Source organism: Ferrimonas lipolytica, from assembly GCF_012295575.1.
In the GTDB taxonomy this organism is placed as follows: Bacteria; Pseudomonadota; Gammaproteobacteria; order Enterobacterales; family Shewanellaceae; genus Ferrimonas; species Ferrimonas lipolytica.
Genome location: NZ_CP051180.1, coordinates 749,272 through 766,278, shown reverse-complemented (window position 1 = coordinate 766,278; position 17,007 = coordinate 749,272). Strand labels below are relative to the sequence as shown.

Genomic DNA, 17,007 nt, shown 5'->3' with positions numbered 1-17,007 from the left:
GCGATTACCTTAATTTAATCGCGCCTTCAGCGACGAGGTGTCCCAACGACTGCCACCAAGCTTTTGCACCTCAGCATAAAACTGATCAACCAACGCCGTTAGCGGTAACTGAGCGCCATTACGGCGCGCTTCGGTCAGGGCGATATCGAGATCTTTACGCATCCAATCAACTGCAAAGCCAAAATCAAATTCATCTTTGATCATGGTGCTATGGCGGTTATCCATCTGCCACGACTGCGCCGCGCCTTTACCGATAACATCAAATACTTTACTGCTATCTAAGCCGGCCTTCTCAGCAAAATGTACCCCTTCTGCAAGTCCCTGAACTACCCCAGCTATACAGATCTGGTTTACCATCTTAGTCAACTGACCGCTGCCGACTGGCCCCATCAATACAGCACTGCGAGCAAACGCCTCCATTACCGGCTGCGCTTGTTCGAACTGTGTTTGGTCTCCACCGGCCATCACCGTCAATACACCGTTCTCAGCACCAGCCTGACCACCCGATACTGGGGCGTCGATAAAGCCCAATTGCAACGTGGTAGCCACGTCGTCCATCTCGCGGGCAACGTCTGCAGAGGCGGTAGTGTGATCAACCAAAATGCTGCCTGGAGCCATACCAGCAAAGGCACCGTCATCGCCAACCAGCACCGAGCGCAGGTCATTGTCGTTGCCTACGCACACAAACACTAACTGTGCATCCTGCGCAGCCAAAGCCGGCGTTGCTTCACAGCGACCACCATGTTGCGCTACCCACTGCTCAGCCTTAGCGAATGTACGGTTGTATACACAAACCTGATGCCCGGCATTTTGCAGGTGCCCAGCCATTGGGTAGCCCATTACACCAAGACCAATAAACGCGACTTTCATTACTTTACTCCCTTAAATATGCATGCAATCTATCTTGCCAAACTCATTGCAGAAATACTGCGCTGAGATCTCGTTACACAATGCAAATTACGTCAAATAGCAAAAAGGCGCCCCGAAGGGCGCCTTTTTCTTTACTTAAGCGCTTTATACCCGCTTAAATAGCAGCGAACCGTTGGTTCCGCCAAAGCCGAAGGAGTTACATAGAGCGTACTCTAACTCAACTTCACGAGCGCCCCCTGGGTTAAAGTCCAGATCGCAACCTTCTCCTGGGTTTTCCAAGTTGATGGTTGGCGGCACTTTCTGATCGTGCAGCGCTTTGATGGTAAAGATAGATTCAACCGAACCGGCAGCACCTAATAAGTGACCGGTCATCGACTTGGTCGAACCCATAATCAACTTGTAGGCATGTTCGCCAAAAATCTTCTTAACACCGTTAACTTCGGCGATATCTCCTACTGGAGTAGATGTGCCGTGGGCGTTGATATAACCCACAGACTCCGGCGCAACGTCGGCATCGTTCAATGCATTTTGCATTGCCGCCGCGCCTCCACGACCATCGTCCCATGGGGAGGTCATGTGGTGAGCATCGCCGCTCATACCAAAGCCCGCTAATTCAGCGTAGATTTTCGCTCCGCGAGCTTTAGCATGCTCGTACTCTTCCAATACGATAACGCCTGCACCATCACCGATAACGAAACCGTCGCGATCTTTATCCCAAGGACGAGAAGCCGTTTGTGGGTCGTCATTGCGAGTAGACAGTGCTTTAGCAGCAGCAAAACCACCAACACCCAGCTCAGTCGTCGCCATCTCTGCGCCGCCAGCGATCATCACATCGGCATCACCATAGGCGATCATACGCGCCGCTTGACCGATGTTGTGCACACCAGTGGTACAAGCGGTAACAATGGCGATGTTAGGGCCAGTAAATCCATACATGATAGACAGGTGACCGGCAATCATGTTGATGATGGTTGAAGGAATAAAGAACGGTGAAATCCGGCGTGGACCCGACTTCGCCAAGGTATCTTTAGCCGCTTCAATCAGTTGCAAGCCTCCCATACCAGAGCCAATAGCGGCGCCGACACGGTGAGCGTTAGCTTCATTAATTTCCAAACCGGAATCTTTTAGCGCTTGAATCGAAGCCGCCATTCCGTATTGGATAAATAAGTCCATTTTGCGGGCGTCTTTCTTGCTTAGGTATTCTTCAACATTGAAGTCTTTAACCGAAGCAGAAAACTTTACTGCGAATTCGCTGGCGTCAAAATGAGGGATTGGGCCGACGCCACTTGTCCCAGCAAGCAAATTGTTCCATGCAGTTTCAGTGTCGTTACCTACAGGGGTAACAGCCCCCATACCAGTAACTACGATACGACGTTTAGTCACGGTAACCTCCGCAAATAAAAAAACAGGCGACTGTTAAGCCGCCTGTTTTAAAAATTTATCAGTTCAGCTTATTGGTTAGCTTGAACGTAGTCGATAGCAGACTGAACAGTAGTAATCTTTTCAGCTTCTTCGTCTGGGATTTCAGTATCGAACTCTTCTTCCAGAGCCATTACCAACTCAACGGTATCCAGAGAATCTGCGCCCAAATCGTCAACGAATGAAGCTTCAGCTTTCACTTCTTCTTCTTTAACGCCCAGTTGCTCAACGATGATTTTTTTAACGCGTTCTTCGATATTGCTCATTATTTTACTTTCCTATTCAGGTACGCACTTGCGTTGAATTGCCGACTATTTTATTCGATTCCACATACAATGCAAGCGTTTAGCTTGGTGGTCAAACCACGAATTTAGTTACAAATTCACGTTAGTTCGAAGCGAATTCACTGCCTTTGACTGCATGATGGCCTTAGGCCATTACCATGCCGCCGTTAATATGAATTGTTTCACCGGTAATGTATCCCGCACGGTCAGATGCCAAGAACAAAACGGCATCAGCAATCTCTTGGGCTTGACCCAAGCGACCAGTCGGCACTTGATTCATAATGCCTGCTTTTTGCTCATCCGTCAGTTCATCGGTCATATCCGTTTGGATAAATCCGGGCGCGATCGCATTTACGGTGATCCCGCGGCTCGCAACTTCTTTCGCTAGCGACTTAGTAAAACCTAATAAGCCTGCTTTAGCGGCAGAGTAGTTCACCTGACCAGCATTACCCATGGTACCAACAACAGAACCGATATTGATAATACGTCCATGACGTTTTTTCATCATCGCGCGCATTACCGCTTTTGAGGTGCGGAACACCGAAGTTAAGTTGGTATCGATAATATCGGTCCACTCATCTTCTTTCATTCGCATCATCAAATTATCGCGCGTGATGCCGGCATTGTTAACCAAGATGTCAACTTCGCCAAACTTGGCTTTAATGTCGCTAAACAAGGCATCAACAGACGTTTGCTCAGTCACATTTAAGACCATGCCGGTGCCGTTGTCACCAATATATTCAGCGATGGCTGCCGCACCACGATCACTGGTTGCGGTACCAATAACCTTTGCACCAGCCGCAACTAGTTGCAGTGCGATAGCTTTACCGATTCCACGGCTTGCACCAGTGACCAACGCCACTTTGCCGGATAGATCCAGAGTGACACTCATTGGCTTTCTCCCCAATTAACTGACTGTCGACAGATCCGCTGTAGTATTCAACGTCGCCGCAGTCATTGTTTTATTAATTCGTTTTGCTAAACCGGTCAGTACTTTGCCTGGGCCAACTTCAAACAGGTTGGTTACACCATGCTCAGCTAACAGATTGACGGTTTCTGTCCAGCGGACTGGGCAATGCAACTGACGTACTAAAGCGTCTTTGATTGCTGCTGCATCGGCAGCCATTGTGACATCAACATTATTAACAACTGGTATGACAGGCACGTTAACGTCTATCGCAACCAATGCTTCAGCCAGCTTGTCTGCAGCTGGCTGCATTAATGCACAATGGGACGGCACTGAAACCGGCAGTGGTAATGCGCGTTTAGCACCCGCTTCCTTACAGGCTAAACCTGCTCGCTCTACCGCTTCTTTATGACCAGCAATAACCACTTGGCCTGGACTATTAAAGTTAACCGGTGATACAACCTGCCCTTGCGCCGCTTCTTCACAGCATGTGGCAATGGCATCATCAGCCAAACCGATAATGGCGTACATGGCGCCAACACCAGCAGGAACGGCTTGCTGCATTAGTTGGCCGCGGAGCGCAACTAACTTAACTGCGTCTTTAAAGTCGATCGCTCCAGCACAAACCAATGCCGAGTATTCGCCCAAACTGTGTCCAGCCATTAACGCTGGTGCTGCTCCACCTTGTGCTAGGTAAGCGCGATAGAGCGCCACCGAAGCCGTCAGTAAAGCCGGTTGAGTGTTATGGGTTTGATTCAGTTCTTCAGCAGGTCCTGCTTGCACCATTGCCCAAAGGTCAAAACCTAATACTGTTGACGCTTCCGCGAAGGTTTGCTCAATGACAGCGTGCTCTGCCGCCACATCCGCCAGCATGCCAACGCTCTGACTGCCCTGTCCTGGAAATAAAAATGCGTTTTTGCTCATGTTCAAATTCCTTTAATACTTAACAACCGCAGCGCCCCAAGCAAAACCACCACCAAATGCTTCAAGCATTAGGGTGTGGCCTCGCTGGATTCGGCCATCGCGAACCGCCATATCAAGAGCAATAGGCACAGAAGCCGCAGAGGTGTTGCCGTGGTTTTCCAAGGTCAGTACCACTTGGTCCATGCTCATGCCGAGCTTCTTCGCAGTTGCTTTTAAAATTCGGTAGTTGGCATTGTGAGGAACCAACCAATCCAGCTCGCTTTTATCCATATTGTTGTGTTCCAGCGCTTGCTGGCACACTTGGGCTAAACGAGAGACGGCATGACGGAACACTTCGTTCCCTTTCATCTGCATGTAATCTTCCGCACCAGTAACTTTTGGGTCCTTAGAGCGGGTTGGGCGTCCGGCGCACAGCAGGCTGCCGTGTTGACCATCAGCGTGGATATGCGTGGATAAGATACCTGGCTCTTCGCTCGCGCCAACAACCACCGCACCGGCACCATCACCAAACAAGATAATGGTGGAGCGGTCTTCCGGATCACACACTTCAGACAAGATGTCAGAACCGATCACCAGTGCCTTTTTAACCGCACCGGTTTTAATAAATTGATCCGCAATCGACAACGCGTAGATGAAGCCACTGCACGCCGCTGCCACATCAAATGCAGCACCGCCCTGAATACCCAGCATCGCTTGTACTTCACAAGCAGACGATGGGAAGGCATTAGGCGCACTACAGGTGCCGTTAATGATCAGATCGATCTCGCTGGCGTCGATACCCGCCGCTTCAATCGCCTTTAACGCCGCTTGATAACTCATAGTGGAGACGTTTTCGCCTGCACTCGCAATGCGACGTTCACGAATACCGGTGCGCTCAACAATCCAATCGTCGGTGGTATCGACCATCTGCTCAAGATCAGCATTGGAACGCACCTGAGACGGCAGGTAGCTACCTGTTCCAAGAATTTTTGTATACATAGAAGATTTAGGACTTTTCCAACAATACCGATTCTAATCGGTCTTTGATTTGCAACGGCACCTGTTGTTCAACCTCTGCCACCGCTTGTTCTATCGCGTGGAAAAAGGCTGTTTTATCAACGTTGCCGTGGCTCTTCACCACAATACCGCGCAATCCTAACAGACTGGCACCATTGTACTGGTCGGGGTTCATATGCTGATTCAGCTGTTTAAGCCGTTTTTTGAGCAACCAACCTAGTAGTTTAGCTAAGAGGTTGCCCTGAATCGCATCATGAACCTGCTGTAACAGTAATCTGGCGGCGCCTTCAGTGGTTTTCAAGGTTACGTTACCGACAAAACCGTCACAGACGATCACATCAACATCACCTTTAAAAATGGCGTCGCCTTCTATAAATCCAGCGTAGTTCAATTGTGGTGTTTGCTGCAGCAGTTGTGCTGCTTGTTGTACCTGATCATTTCCTTTGACCTGCTCTGTACCAACATTAAGCAACGCCACCTTTGGCGCCCCTCGTTGATCAGAGCACTCGGCCAAAACCGAGCCCATTACCGCAAATTGGAACAGCGTATCGGAATCACAAACCACATTGGCGCCAAGGTCGAGCAGATATACAGGTTTACCTATCACCGTAGGTACCCGGGCGACTAATGCCGGGCGATCGATCCCTGGAAGGGTTCGTAACACCACTTTCGACATCGCCATTAAGGCTCCGGTATTCCCTGCGCTAACGCAGGCGTCTGCTTGGCCATCGCGAACCAAGTCGAGTGCGAGGCGCATAGAGCTTTGACGGCGGGTACGCAATGCTTGCGCAGGCCGTTCAGACATAGACACAACTTGCTCTGCATGGAGAAGTTGTAATCGAGGGGATTCAGTTGCGTTGTGGCTACGGAGTTGCTCTCCAATAGCAATGCGATCCCCGACCAAAATTAAATTTAGGTGCGGGAAATGCGACAATGCCTGCAAAGCTGCAGGCACTGTTACATGGGGGCCGAAATCGCCCCCCATTGCATCTAACGCTAGGGTTAGACTAGTCAAGATGGTAGCAACCTTACAGGTTGATTACCTTCTTGCCACGGTAGAAACCGTCTGCAGTCACGTGGTGACGCAAGTGCTTCTCGCCGGAAGTTGCGTCAACAGACAGTTGAACAGTGGTCAACGCATCATGTGAACGACGCATACCGCGACGTGAACGAGTTACTTTACTTTTCTGTACGGCCATGGCCCCAATCTCCTAGTTTAATTTCGCTTAAGAGTTTCTAACACCGCGAACGGGTTCTTCGGACGCTCATCAGCAGGTTTCGGTTCAGCTATTTTACCAACTGTTACATCGCGAGATGCTAAGTTGCAGCTATCGGTGTCGTGCGACGGCACGATTGGGAAAGCCACTAAAATTTCATCTTCGATCAATTGGTGGAGCATCACTTCGCCATTTTCGTCGAGTTCGACTGGCTCATAAGCATCCGGGAGCTCATCTATCTGTGAATCATCAGTCACAGGGCTGAATGCGAATTCAACCGCAACAGGGACTTTTACCGGTTCCATACAGCGTTGACATATCAGAGTGAGCTCCGTCACAGCCTTCCCCGAGAGGTAGACTATCCCCTGAACATCGACACCGCATTCCACGGAAACGTCTAAATCCTTGCAGTCACCAGCGCTGGCCCCATTAACACGCTTCATCACTTTACTAGGAAGGGTTCCTTCATAGGTCAAATGACGTTGAGCGCATCGGGCAGGGTTCAACGTAACTGGAATTAGTACTTTTTGCATAGGCCGCGCATTTTATAGAGAGTGTAATCACGAGTCAAAACAATTTTAGCTCGTTCAGCACTGTCCGTGGTAAGGGATTACCTAACCATGACAACCGATACTAAAAGCGTTCGCAAGCCGATGTTTGTACGTGGTTGGTGCTGTGCTGTCAACGACCATAAGCCCAAATTCGATCTAAGCCGGTTAGTTAACGAGCATTAGCTAGCGAGGAGGACCAACAACGTCGTAATAATCTTATCCCTTAGTATCTATTAACGGTGTGCACAGTTGCTCTAGCAACCAGAGTAAAAAGCGATATAGCAGCCATTTTTCTTGTTTACACTTGGTGCGGTTATCGGCCTTTGCTAACCTTTGCCCCACAGAATTTGTCGGACAACTACAGCAATGAACAAAACCCTAATCTTGGGCTCTACCTCCCCTTTTCGCCGCGAGATCCTAGCCAAACTAGGGTTACCGTTTGAATGTGATAAACCGCAGGTTGATGAAACCCCATTGGCTAACGAAACCGCAGAGCAGTTGGTTGGTCGCCTCGCCCAAGCTAAGGCCAGAGCGGTCGCTGAACGTCATAGTAATGCCTTGATTATTGGCTCGGATCAGGTTGCCGTGGTCGATGGCAGCATTTTGGGAAAACCAGGTAATCACGCTAACGCGGTTAAACAATTACAAAGCGCCGCTGGAAAAACTGTCACCTTTTATACCGGCCTTTGCTTAGTTAATAGCGATAGCGGTGAAGCGCAAACAACGGTTGAACCGTTTAAAGTACACTTTAAGGATTTGAGCTTGGCCCAGATTGAAGGCTATGTTGCAGCCGAGCAACCACTTAATTGTGCCGGTAGCTTCAAGAGCGAAGGCTTAGGAATCATGTTATTCGATCGCTTAGAGGGGCGTGATCCAAACACCTTAATTGGCTTGCCATTGATCACCCTTGGTGAGATGTTGGCGAATCAAGGCATCGATGTACTGCAACAACAAACCGCTGTGAGTTAACCGTTAGCCGCACCGGTTATCCGCTTCGCCTCTCTGCGTGGCGAAAGATTGCAGTTGCCACCTTGTTTATCCAGTTAGGACACAATTATGGCCAACTCATTCTCTCGTTACGCTGACTTCTACCTTTATTACCTTAGCGAACATCAAGATGTAACCTGTCGTCGCTTGCACTACGCCGGTTCATTTGGAGTTCTGGGGATATTATTGGCGCTGACCGTTACCGGCCAATGGCAGTGGCTTTGGACTGCTTTGCTAATAGGGTATGGCTTCGCTTGGATTGGCCATTTCAAATTCGAGCACAATAAACCGGCCACCTTTAAGTATCCGTTTTACAGTTTTATCAGTGATTGGGTAATGCTAAAGGATTGGCTGACCGGCCAACTTGAGGCGAAGCTGGCCATCGCGCAACAACGCCATGGCCAACCGGAACTTACAACAAATTAAGCAGTGCCAGCGGCTCGCCAATAATGGCTAACGGCTGTGCCCGCTGCAGCTCCTCAATTGTCCCGGCACCGTAGCTTACGCCCACGCCAACAGCACCAGCATTACGTGCCATAGCCATATCAAAGTAAGCATCACCAACCATCATGGTTTGCGCCGGTGCAATACCAACCTGTTCACACAAGGTTTGTACCATTAACGGACTTGGCTTACTCGCGGTTTCACAGGCGGTTCGAGTGGCGCTGAAGTGTTGACTGATGCCGCTGCTAGCGAGTGTACGGTCTAACCCTTGCCGCCCTTTCCCCGTACCCACCGTTAGTGTTTGCCCTTGCGTCCGTAACTGCTCCATCAACTCGGGAATGGCGCGATATAACGGAGACGGTTGGGCTTCCAACGCGAAGTAATGCTTACGGTAGCATTCGATAAAGGCTTCGATCCCTGCCTCAGATAGGTTCGGCTCGACTTTACCAATACCTGCATGCAACGATAACCCGATCATCGATTTGATCTGTACAGCGCTCAGCGGCGCTAATGACAGCTCAGTAGAGGCACCTTGCCACGCAGCAACAATATTGCTGATGGTGTCTTGAATGGTTCCATCCCAATCGAAAATCACATGCTTAATTGAATTATTCATTAGCGTAACTTCGCCAACAGTTTCTGCAGCTTCGGTTCTAATGGTGCTTCCAGCTCCATCATTACCTCTTCAACTGGATGAGTAAACTTCAACTTAAAGGCGTGTAGGAATAACCGGTCTAACCCCGCCTCACGCATCTTCTTGTCAAAATAATCATCACCGTAACGCTCATCACACGCAATTGGATGACCCGCGTACTGAGTATGCACTCGGATCTGGTGAGTACGACCGGTGACGGGGCTGGCTTCAACCAAGGTGGCACCGTTCAACTGCTCGATGATACGAAAACGCGTTTCCGAAGGTTTGCCCTCAGGCGAAACCGACACTGCACGTAAACCAGTGTTCAATTCACGCTTTAACAATGGTGCTTGAATGGCACGACGTTTAGCCGGCCATCCCCCTTTAACCAACGCCAAGTATTGCTTGCGCATCGTCTTATGGCGCAGTTGATCCTGCAGGTGGCGCAATGCAGAGCGCTTTTTGGCAACCATCAATAAGCCCGATGTTGCTCGGTCAATACGGTGCACCAACTCGAGATTTCGCTCTTCTGGACGCAAGGCACGCAATGCTTCGATTACGCCAAAGTTAAGCCCGCTGCCGCCATGCACTGCAATCCCAGACGGTTTATTCAGCACTAACATCACCTTATCTTCGTAGATAATGTGATGCTCTAGGCTTTTCACCTGATCGAGGTTGGCATTGGGTAATGCATCCGGCTTCGGCTCACTAACGCGAATTGGGGCAATGCGCAGTTCGTCGCCATCTTGCAACTTATATTCGGGTTTAATCCGCTTCTTATTTACCCGTACTTCGCCTTTGCGCAGTAACCGATAGATAAGGCTTTTAGGAACCCCTTTAAGAAAGGTGATTAAAAAATTGTCGATTCGTTGACCGACGTGATCGTCGGTAATGGTCACCCATTGAACTTTGGGTGCCGGAGTTTGTTCAGATAAATTCATGGCCGCTATTGTACCTATTTATGGCAGTAGTCCCAAGCTAAGCGGATATGTAGATTGCCGCATATTGATGAACTTGCTATGCTTGCGTCACCGGTGGCATTTACGTGCGCAAATCGCTGTTATATTAGCCATCGTAGGGACAAGGATGAGCCAGCGCTATTATTTATAAAGCGTCTCGCATCTCGTCAGGTCGGTAAGCCCACAGCTAAACCTATTGTGGCCCGGTCCAGGCACCATAGTCATTGACGAAACGTCATCCCCCGCTACTTTATATTTTACTAAAATCGTTACCGATACAGATGCTGCCGGAAACTGCCGGCATTAGAGAATTTCTGTTGGTTGCACCCTATATGCGGCCCACTGAGTACCAAGCGTACACGTTTGAGGACAATCAGGCATCGAGATCATCTGTGGTTGACCCACAGCAGCCTGCTCTTGTGAGTAACAAGTCCATTAAATTTGGCTTAGTTATCGACCTCCACTCCCCCATTACAGCCGCGAGGCTGCCTTTTGTCGGGGTGCCGGATCTTGTCCGGGCGACATCTGTATACGGTGACTAAAAAAATGGATTCAGTCACCAAATGAAAAGAATGCTGATCAACGCAACTCAATCTGAAGAGTTGCGCGTAGCGTTGGTCGATGGCCAACGCTTATATGATTTGGACATCGAAAGCCCAGGTCATGAACAGAAAAAAGCTAACATTTACAAGGGTAAAGTTACCCGAGTAGAACCTTCTCTTGAAGCCGCTTTTGTCGATTACGGCGCTGACCGTCACGGCTTTTTGCCGCTCAAAGAGATTGCTCGCGAATACTTCATCAACCCATCTCAAAAAGGTCGTCCTTCGGTAAAAGAAGCGATTAAAGAGGGTCAGGAAGTAATCATTCAGGTTGATAAGGAAGAGCGTGGCACCAAAGGTGCAGCCCTAACCACCTTTATCAGCTTGGCCGGTTCTTACTTGGTATTGATGCCAAATAACCCTCGCGCCGGTGGCATCTCACGCCGCATCGAAGGCGACGAGCGTAGCGACCTAAAAGAAGCGTTGTCTAAGCTTGACGTACCGCAAGGTATGGGCCTAATTGTCCGCACAGCTGGTGTTGGCAAAGCAGCCGAAGAGCTAGCAGACGATCTTAACGTACTGCTGCACCACTGGAACTCAATCAAAACTGCGGCAGACTCTAAGCCTGCGCCGCTACTTATTCACCAAGAGTCAAACGTAATTGTTCGCGCTATTCGTGACTACTTGCGTACTGACATCGGTGAAATACTGATTGACCATCAGAAAATCTTCGAAAAAGCACGAGATCACATCGCGCTAGTGCGTCCTGATGCAGTGTCTAAGCTGAAACTATACCAGAGCGAAGTACCACTATTTACCCATTACCAGATTGAAACTCAGATTGAGTCTGCGTTCCAACGTGAAGTGCGTTTGCCTTCTGGTGGCTCCATCGTTATCGACCCGACCGAAGCATTGACCGCAGTGGATATTAACTCCGCTCGTGCAACCAAAGGTGGCGATATTGAAGAAACCGCGCTGCAAACCAACCTAGAAGCAGCCGACGAAATTGCCCGTCAGTTACGTCTACGTGACTTGGGTGGCTTGGTCGTTATCGATTTTATCGATATGGGCCCGGTACGTCATCAACGTGAAGTAGAAAACCGTCTGCGTGATGCTGTTCGTCAAGATCGTGCTCGCGTTCAGCTTGGTCGCATCTCGCGCTTTGGCCTGCTTGAAATGTCCCGTCAGCGCCTACGCCCATCGTTGGGTGAATCCGCGGCACACCTATGTCCTCGCTGTAATGGCCAAGGCTCTATCCGTGGTACTGAATCATTAGCGCTATCTATCCTGCGTCTGATGGAAGAGGAAGCGATTAAAGAGCACACTTCGCAGATTGAAGCTCAGGTTCCAACTGATGTTGCCGCTTACCTGCTGAACGAAAAGCGCAAGGCAATTCGTATCATCGAACAGCGTCACAAGGTTGAAGTGTATGTGATCCCACATCCACACATGGAAACCCCAGCTTATAAAGTGGTTCGTCATCGTAAAGATGACACCATTGCTGAAGCTAGCTACACCTTAGTGGAGCGTCCTGAAGCTAAACTGTACGAGCCTCGTAAACACGAACGTGCTCAATTGGATAAGCCAGCGGTTAGCGCTCTGAGCCCAGCGCCAGTTACTGCCCCTGCCCCAGCTGCTGCACCAACGAAAGCTGAAGCTCGCCCAGAACGAAAGCCTAAGCGTGAAAAGCCTAAGCGCGCGCCACGCCAAGAGCGCAAGCCGGAGCCACAACCGAGCCTGTTTGCCCGTATTGGTGCAGCAATTAAGAGCCTATTCGGCGGCGAAGAGGAAGCAAAGCCGGAGCCAAAAGGACGTCGTAACGACAACCGCCGTGGTCGTAACAACGACCGCAAAGAACGTGGTGAACGTGGTGAACGTAACGATCGCAATCGTCGCAACCGTAACCGCAACGACAAGCGTGACGACAGCGAACAGCAAGGTGAAGCGAAAAACGAACGTCGCCGCAACCGCCGCGACCGCAACGAACGCACCGAACGCGATGACAACCGTCGCAACGAGCAACAACGCGGCCGTAACAACGACACTGCTGTTGAAACAAGCGTGAAGCCTGATGACAAGCGTCGCAACGAACGTGACGAAACCCGTCGCAACGAACGCGATGAAGCACGCCGTACTGAGCGTAACGAGCGTCGTAACAAACAGAAACGCGATGCCGCACCGGTAGAAATAGCAGCCGCTGATGCACCAGCCAAGCAAGAAGCCCGTCCTGAGCGTACCGAACGTGCAGAACGTACCGAACGCACTGAGCAGCCTAAGCGTGAACGTCGTCCACGTCGTCAGATGGAGCGGTCTGTACGTCTTGCTAAAGAGCAAACCGAAACCGCTGCAATAGCTGCAACGCCGGTAGAGCCAGTAGCCGCACCAATTGCCGCTCCAGCGGTTGAATCTAAGGCTCCGACTCCAGCACCTGTGGTAGAAGAGCAAGCTGTTGAAGCTGCACCAGCAGTAACAAAAGCAGAAGAGAAAACTGAGATCAACCTGACCGACAACGAGCGTCAAGCTCACCGTCGTTCCCGCCGCAGCCCGCGTCACTTACGTGCCGCTGGTCAACGTCGCCGTCGTAACCGCGATGAGGAAACAACTCAGACTGATCCAGTTAATGCTCGCTACCCTGAGCAAACTGAAAATCAAGCTCAACAGATCCCAATGGATCTACAGCCAGCTGCTCCAGTAGCTGCAGCTAAGCCTGCTCCTGCACCGGCTCCAGTAGCTGAAGCTAAGCCTGCTCCTGCACCAGCTCCTGTAGCTGAAGCTAAGCCTGCTCCTGCACCGGCTCCAGTAGCTGAAGCTAAGCCTGCTCCTGCACCGGCTCCAGTTGCTGAAGCTAAGCCTGCTCCTGCACCAGCTCCAGTAGCTGAAGCTAAGCCTGCTCCTGCACCGGCTCCTGTAGCTGAAGCTAAGCCTGCTCCTGCACCGGCTCCAGTAGCTGCAGCTAAGCCTGCTCCTGCACCGGCTCCAGTAGCTGAAGCTAAGCCTGCTCCTGCACCGGCTCCAGTAGCTGAAGCTAAGCCTGCTCCTGCACCGGCTCCAGTAGCTGAAGCTAAGCCTGCTCCTGCACCGGCTCCAGCAGCTGCAGCTAAGCCTGCTCCTGCACCGGCTCCAGTAGCTGAAGCTAAGCCTGCTCCTGCACCGGCTCCAGTAGCTGAAGCTAAGCCTACGACTCCAAAGCGCGGCCTACTTGATAACTCCCGAGGCGTTAGCGCTAAGATGGCATCACCAAAGAGCGTCGACTCTGAAGTGAAAAAAATCGATGTAACTGTGCCGGAGTTTGAAGCAAAGAAGAACGACTTTGCTCATAACCGCTACGCCAGCATGGTGAACTCAACGATGACTCGTCCAGAAGACAAGTAATCAGTGCTAAATAGAAAACGGCCACTCTTGAGTGGCCGTTTTTATATCTACAGTTCAGCGTTGTTATAACTGTTAATAACCACTGTTATAGCAACCACTCTCGTTGTAGCTTCTGTTCGTCCCCTAAGTAATCTAGTAACCACTGCATTAATGGTCCTTCGCTCTCTTTACGCCAGGTTAAACAACAAGGACTAGGTCGCTGCCCAGTCGGAAGCTCTCGCTCTACCAACGTACCTTCCAATAAGCTTGGTTCCACAAAGTGACGAGGAACATACGCTACCCCTATCCCTGCGGTAACACAGGCAACAGCATTGTTCCAATCAGGCACTAGGATCCGCCGTTGATTATCCAGCTTCCAATTACTACGCCGAGGCAAGGTTCGCGAGGTATCCTCGAGACTAACCATTGGGAAACGCTCCAACTCCTCAACCGGCAATGGAACTATATCTGCACACGGGTGATCCGGAGCCATCACCAGCGCCCAGCGCAATAAGCCCATATCGCGATAGCCAAAATCACCACCTACCGGTATTGCTGCCGTCGCGCCAATAGCAATGTCTGCCCGACCATCAGCCAAGGCATCCCAAACCCCGTTGAATACCTCATTGTTAATAACCAATTCAGCATCATTGAAACGATTATAGAAATCTCGGATCAGCTCAGTCACTCGTTCCGCTTTCACAACGGTATCCAATGCCAAGTTGATTTGATGCTGCCAACCATTTGCCACTCGCTGAGTGTGCAACTTAACTTGTTCCATCTCACGTAACCATAAACGGCATTGGCTAATAAAGTGCTCCCCTGCCGGCGTAAGCACCACCTGCCTAGGTTTACGCTCAAACAACAGCACTCCAAGCTGTTGCTCTACTTGCCTCACAGAATAGCTAATGGCTGAAGGCACCTTATGCATCGCATGCGCAGCAGCACTAAAACTGCCTAAGCGAGCGACATTATCGAGCATCTGTAATGTACCGAGATCAAACACCTTTACTACCTATCAAAAAAATTGAAAGTATTAGTGAAAATATAGCGTTTAACAGCGGCCAGCTCACCATATAGAATCCACAACCTTCGAATTTAACTGCATATTTCGCAGCTATTTAAATCAAAAAGATTGAACTCATGCCTCAAAAAATCACTATTGTTGAACTAATTTATCTGTCTGGCCTATCCATGCTCGGTTTTATCGCGACCGATATGTACCTGCCGGTATTCAAACAGATGGAAGCGTTCTATTTAACCGGGGCAGAATCAATTGCACTGTCGTTATCTGTATTCTTAGCTGGGATGGCCGGTGGACAGTTGTTATGGGGGATGGCCTCCGATCGCTTTGGGCGCCGACAAACCCTGCTTATTGGATTAGCGGTCTACACGTTAGCCTCTATAGGGCTGTGGTTTTCTAGCGAAATATGGCAATTGCTTTCGCTGCGTTTTCTCCAAGCTATTGGCGTCTGTGCCCCCGCCGTCATTTGGCAGGCGTTGGTTATCGACCGTTATGACTCCAAAAAAGCACAACAGATCTTCGCAACAATTATGCCGCTAGTAGCTCTGTCCCCAGCGCTTGCACCTCAGATCGGGGTCGGCTTGGCTTCAATGTTTGGCTGGAAGAGTATCTTTGCCGCTCTTAGCGTTATCGGAGCGGTATTACTCACCATTACTTATCGCCTACCAAATACCCCTAAAATAAAAAACGAGCGCGCGGTGTTTAATGACATCACGACACTGCTGTCATCACGCGTATTTATGGGCAATGTAATTATGTTTGGCGCTGCCTCAGCCGCTTTCTTTGCTTTCCTTACTGGCATGCCAGAAATCATGCATCGCCTAGGGTACGCTGAGACGGAAATCGGTTTGGCATTTGTACCACAAACTATCGCGTTCATGCTGGGTGGCTACATCGGCAAAAAGTGGGTTAACCGCCATGGAGATAAAGGCTTATTACGATTTTTGGTGCTGTTGTTTGCCGTTATTTCCACGACGCTACTAGTAGTAACCCAGCAGCCACTAGTATCGATATGGCCGCTGCTAATTCCATTCTGCCTGATGGCTTCTGTCAACGGAGCTATCTACCCGATTTTAGTTAGCCGAGCCTTAGGCAGCGCTACCCAGATGGCCGCAACGGCAGCTGGCTTACAGAACAGTCTACAAATCACCATCAGTTTTGGTGCCAGTGCTGTTGTGGCGGCCTTTGCTAGCCAAGCACTGGAGATCACCGGAATTGCGATCGCCGCCAGCGCAGCCGTAGTGTTTTCAGGCTACTTAACCGCCAACTGGAACAAAGCCGTTGCCGCTACTGCTTAATCGTTAATAGACTAACCCTTTACTAAAAACGGCCACAGTAATGTGGCCGTTTTTGATAATTCACAAACTAGCATTTGGCGGCGGCAATCTTGCTCAATAGATTGTGGGCCGACTCTTCAATTAGGTCTAGTACCAAGGCAAAACCATTCGCACCGCCGTAATAAGGATCTGGCACCTCAGAATAGGGTAAATCTCCCCACTGCAACATCAAACCAAGTTTGTGTTGTTGGTTCGGACTCGCCAGCTTCTGCAATTCTGCTAGGTTTTCCTTGTCCGCCGCTAAGATCAGATCAAATCGGGCTAGATCATGGCTAGCGATCTGACGTGAACGAATTCCACTAAAATCGAAACCACGCTGTTGGGCCGCATCACATGAGCGAGGGTCTGGCGCCTCACCTTGGTGATAAGCGCTAGTGCCAACCGAATCAAACTGCAGCGACAAGCCCAGTTTATTGGCCTTGCCACGAAATACCGCTTCAGCGGTTGGTGAGCGGCAAATGTTGCCAAGACAAACAAACAAAATGCTTTTGATTTCGCTGTAATTTACGCTGTTTATATCCATAAGAGATAATCTACCCGAGAACGCTTACCATTGCACAGTGC

General features: G+C 50.1%; 17 protein-coding genes. 4 read left to right on the top strand and 13 right to left on the bottom strand.

Going from position 1 to position 17,007, the window contains the following annotated elements:
- Positions 1-9: 9 nt before the first annotated feature.
- The 9 genes from HER31_RS03620 to yceD form a co-directional block, all read right to left on the bottom strand.
- Positions 10-870 carry an NAD(P)-dependent oxidoreductase gene (locus HER31_RS03620; protein ID WP_168659314.1) on the bottom strand — a complete coding sequence of 287 codons (861 nt, stop codon included), beginning with the start codon at positions 868-870 and terminating at the stop codon, positions 10-12.
- A 144-nt stretch (positions 871-1,014) separates the two neighbouring features.
- Positions 1,015-2,253, bottom strand: coding sequence for a beta-ketoacyl-ACP synthase II (gene fabF / locus HER31_RS03615; protein ID WP_168659313.1), 1,239 nt, complete (start codon positions 2,251-2,253; stop codon positions 1,015-1,017).
- 68 nt (positions 2,254-2,321) lie between these two features.
- Positions 2,322-2,555 (bottom strand): acyl carrier protein, encoded by a 234-nt coding sequence (gene acpP / locus HER31_RS03610; RefSeq protein ID WP_028118074.1) that lies wholly within the window; start codon positions 2,553-2,555, stop codon positions 2,322-2,324.
- A gap of 163 nt (positions 2,556-2,718) precedes the next feature.
- The gene (fabG, locus tag HER31_RS03605; RefSeq protein WP_168659312.1) at positions 2,719-3,465 is read right to left on the bottom strand and encodes a 3-oxoacyl-ACP reductase FabG; all 747 of its coding nucleotides are present in this window, start codon (positions 3,463-3,465) and stop codon (positions 2,719-2,721) included.
- A 15-nt stretch (positions 3,466-3,480) separates the two neighbouring features.
- On the bottom strand, positions 3,481-4,404 hold the full coding sequence (gene fabD / locus HER31_RS03600; RefSeq protein WP_168659311.1) for an ACP S-malonyltransferase: 924 nt from the start codon (positions 4,402-4,404) through the stop codon (positions 3,481-3,483).
- 12 nt (positions 4,405-4,416) lie between these two features.
- Positions 4,417-5,382, bottom strand: coding sequence for a beta-ketoacyl-ACP synthase III (locus HER31_RS03595; protein WP_168659310.1), 966 nt, complete (start codon positions 5,380-5,382; stop codon positions 4,417-4,419).
- Between the two features lie 7 nt (positions 5,383-5,389).
- Positions 5,390-6,415: a phosphate acyltransferase PlsX gene (gene plsX, locus HER31_RS03590; RefSeq protein ID WP_168659309.1), complete on the bottom strand. Its 1,026-nt coding sequence runs from the start codon at positions 6,413-6,415 to the stop codon at positions 5,390-5,392.
- 13 nt (positions 6,416-6,428) lie between these two features.
- Positions 6,429-6,599 carry a 50S ribosomal protein L32 gene (rpmF, locus tag HER31_RS03585; RefSeq protein ID WP_168659308.1) on the bottom strand — a complete coding sequence of 57 codons (171 nt, stop codon included), beginning with the start codon at positions 6,597-6,599 and terminating at the stop codon, positions 6,429-6,431.
- 17 nt (positions 6,600-6,616) lie between these two features.
- Entirely contained in the window at positions 6,617-7,150 is a 534-nt protein-coding gene (gene yceD, locus HER31_RS03580) for a 23S rRNA accumulation protein YceD (RefSeq protein ID WP_168659307.1), read from the bottom strand.
- A 384-nt stretch (positions 7,151-7,534) separates the two neighbouring features.
- Here yceD and HER31_RS03575 point away from each other — a divergent pair, with 384 nt between their 5' ends.
- On the top strand, positions 7,535-8,137 hold the full coding sequence (locus HER31_RS03575) for a Maf family protein (protein ID WP_168659306.1): 603 nt from the start codon (positions 7,535-7,537) through the stop codon (positions 8,135-8,137).
- 87 nt (positions 8,138-8,224) lie between these two features.
- Positions 8,225-8,581 (top strand): Mpo1-like protein, encoded by a 357-nt coding sequence (locus tag HER31_RS03570; RefSeq protein ID WP_168659305.1) that lies wholly within the window; start codon positions 8,225-8,227, stop codon positions 8,579-8,581.
- On the opposite strand, the gene HER31_RS03565 is transcribed toward HER31_RS03570, so the two are convergent.
- Positions 8,568-9,215, bottom strand: a complete 648-nt coding sequence (locus tag HER31_RS03565; protein ID WP_168659304.1) for an HAD family hydrolase — start codon at positions 9,213-9,215, stop codon at positions 8,568-8,570. The genes HER31_RS03570 and HER31_RS03565 overlap by 14 nt on opposite strands.
- Positions 9,215-10,174 (bottom strand): 23S rRNA pseudouridine(955/2504/2580) synthase RluC, encoded by a 960-nt coding sequence (gene rluC, locus HER31_RS03560; RefSeq protein ID WP_168659303.1) that lies wholly within the window; start codon positions 10,172-10,174, stop codon positions 9,215-9,217. Before rluC ends, HER31_RS03565 begins: the two co-directional genes overlap by 1 nt.
- A 581-nt stretch (positions 10,175-10,755) precedes the next feature.
- Between rluC and rne the strand changes: the two genes are divergently transcribed.
- Positions 10,756-14,103 carry a ribonuclease E gene (rne, locus tag HER31_RS03555; RefSeq protein ID WP_168659302.1) on the top strand — a complete coding sequence of 1,116 codons (3,348 nt, stop codon included), beginning with the start codon at positions 10,756-10,758 and terminating at the stop codon, positions 14,101-14,103.
- 85 nt (positions 14,104-14,188) lie between these two features.
- Here the strand turns inward: rne and punR are convergent, their stop codons facing one another.
- Complete coding sequence (gene punR / locus HER31_RS03550) at positions 14,189-15,064, bottom strand: DNA-binding transcriptional activator PunR (RefSeq protein ID WP_168663133.1); 876 nt, start codon at positions 15,062-15,064, stop codon at positions 14,189-14,191.
- 161 nt (positions 15,065-15,225) lie between these two features.
- Here punR and punC point away from each other — a divergent pair, with 161 nt between their 5' ends.
- Positions 15,226-16,404 (top strand): purine nucleoside transporter PunC, encoded by a 1,179-nt coding sequence (gene punC / locus HER31_RS03545; protein ID WP_168659301.1) that lies wholly within the window; start codon positions 15,226-15,228, stop codon positions 16,402-16,404.
- Positions 16,405-16,471: 67 nt separating this feature from the next.
- Here the strand turns inward: punC and HER31_RS03540 are convergent, their stop codons facing one another.
- Positions 16,472-16,966 (bottom strand): low molecular weight protein-tyrosine-phosphatase, encoded by a 495-nt coding sequence (locus HER31_RS03540; RefSeq protein ID WP_202983598.1) that lies wholly within the window; start codon positions 16,964-16,966, stop codon positions 16,472-16,474.
- Positions 16,967-17,007: the final 41 nt, after the last annotated feature.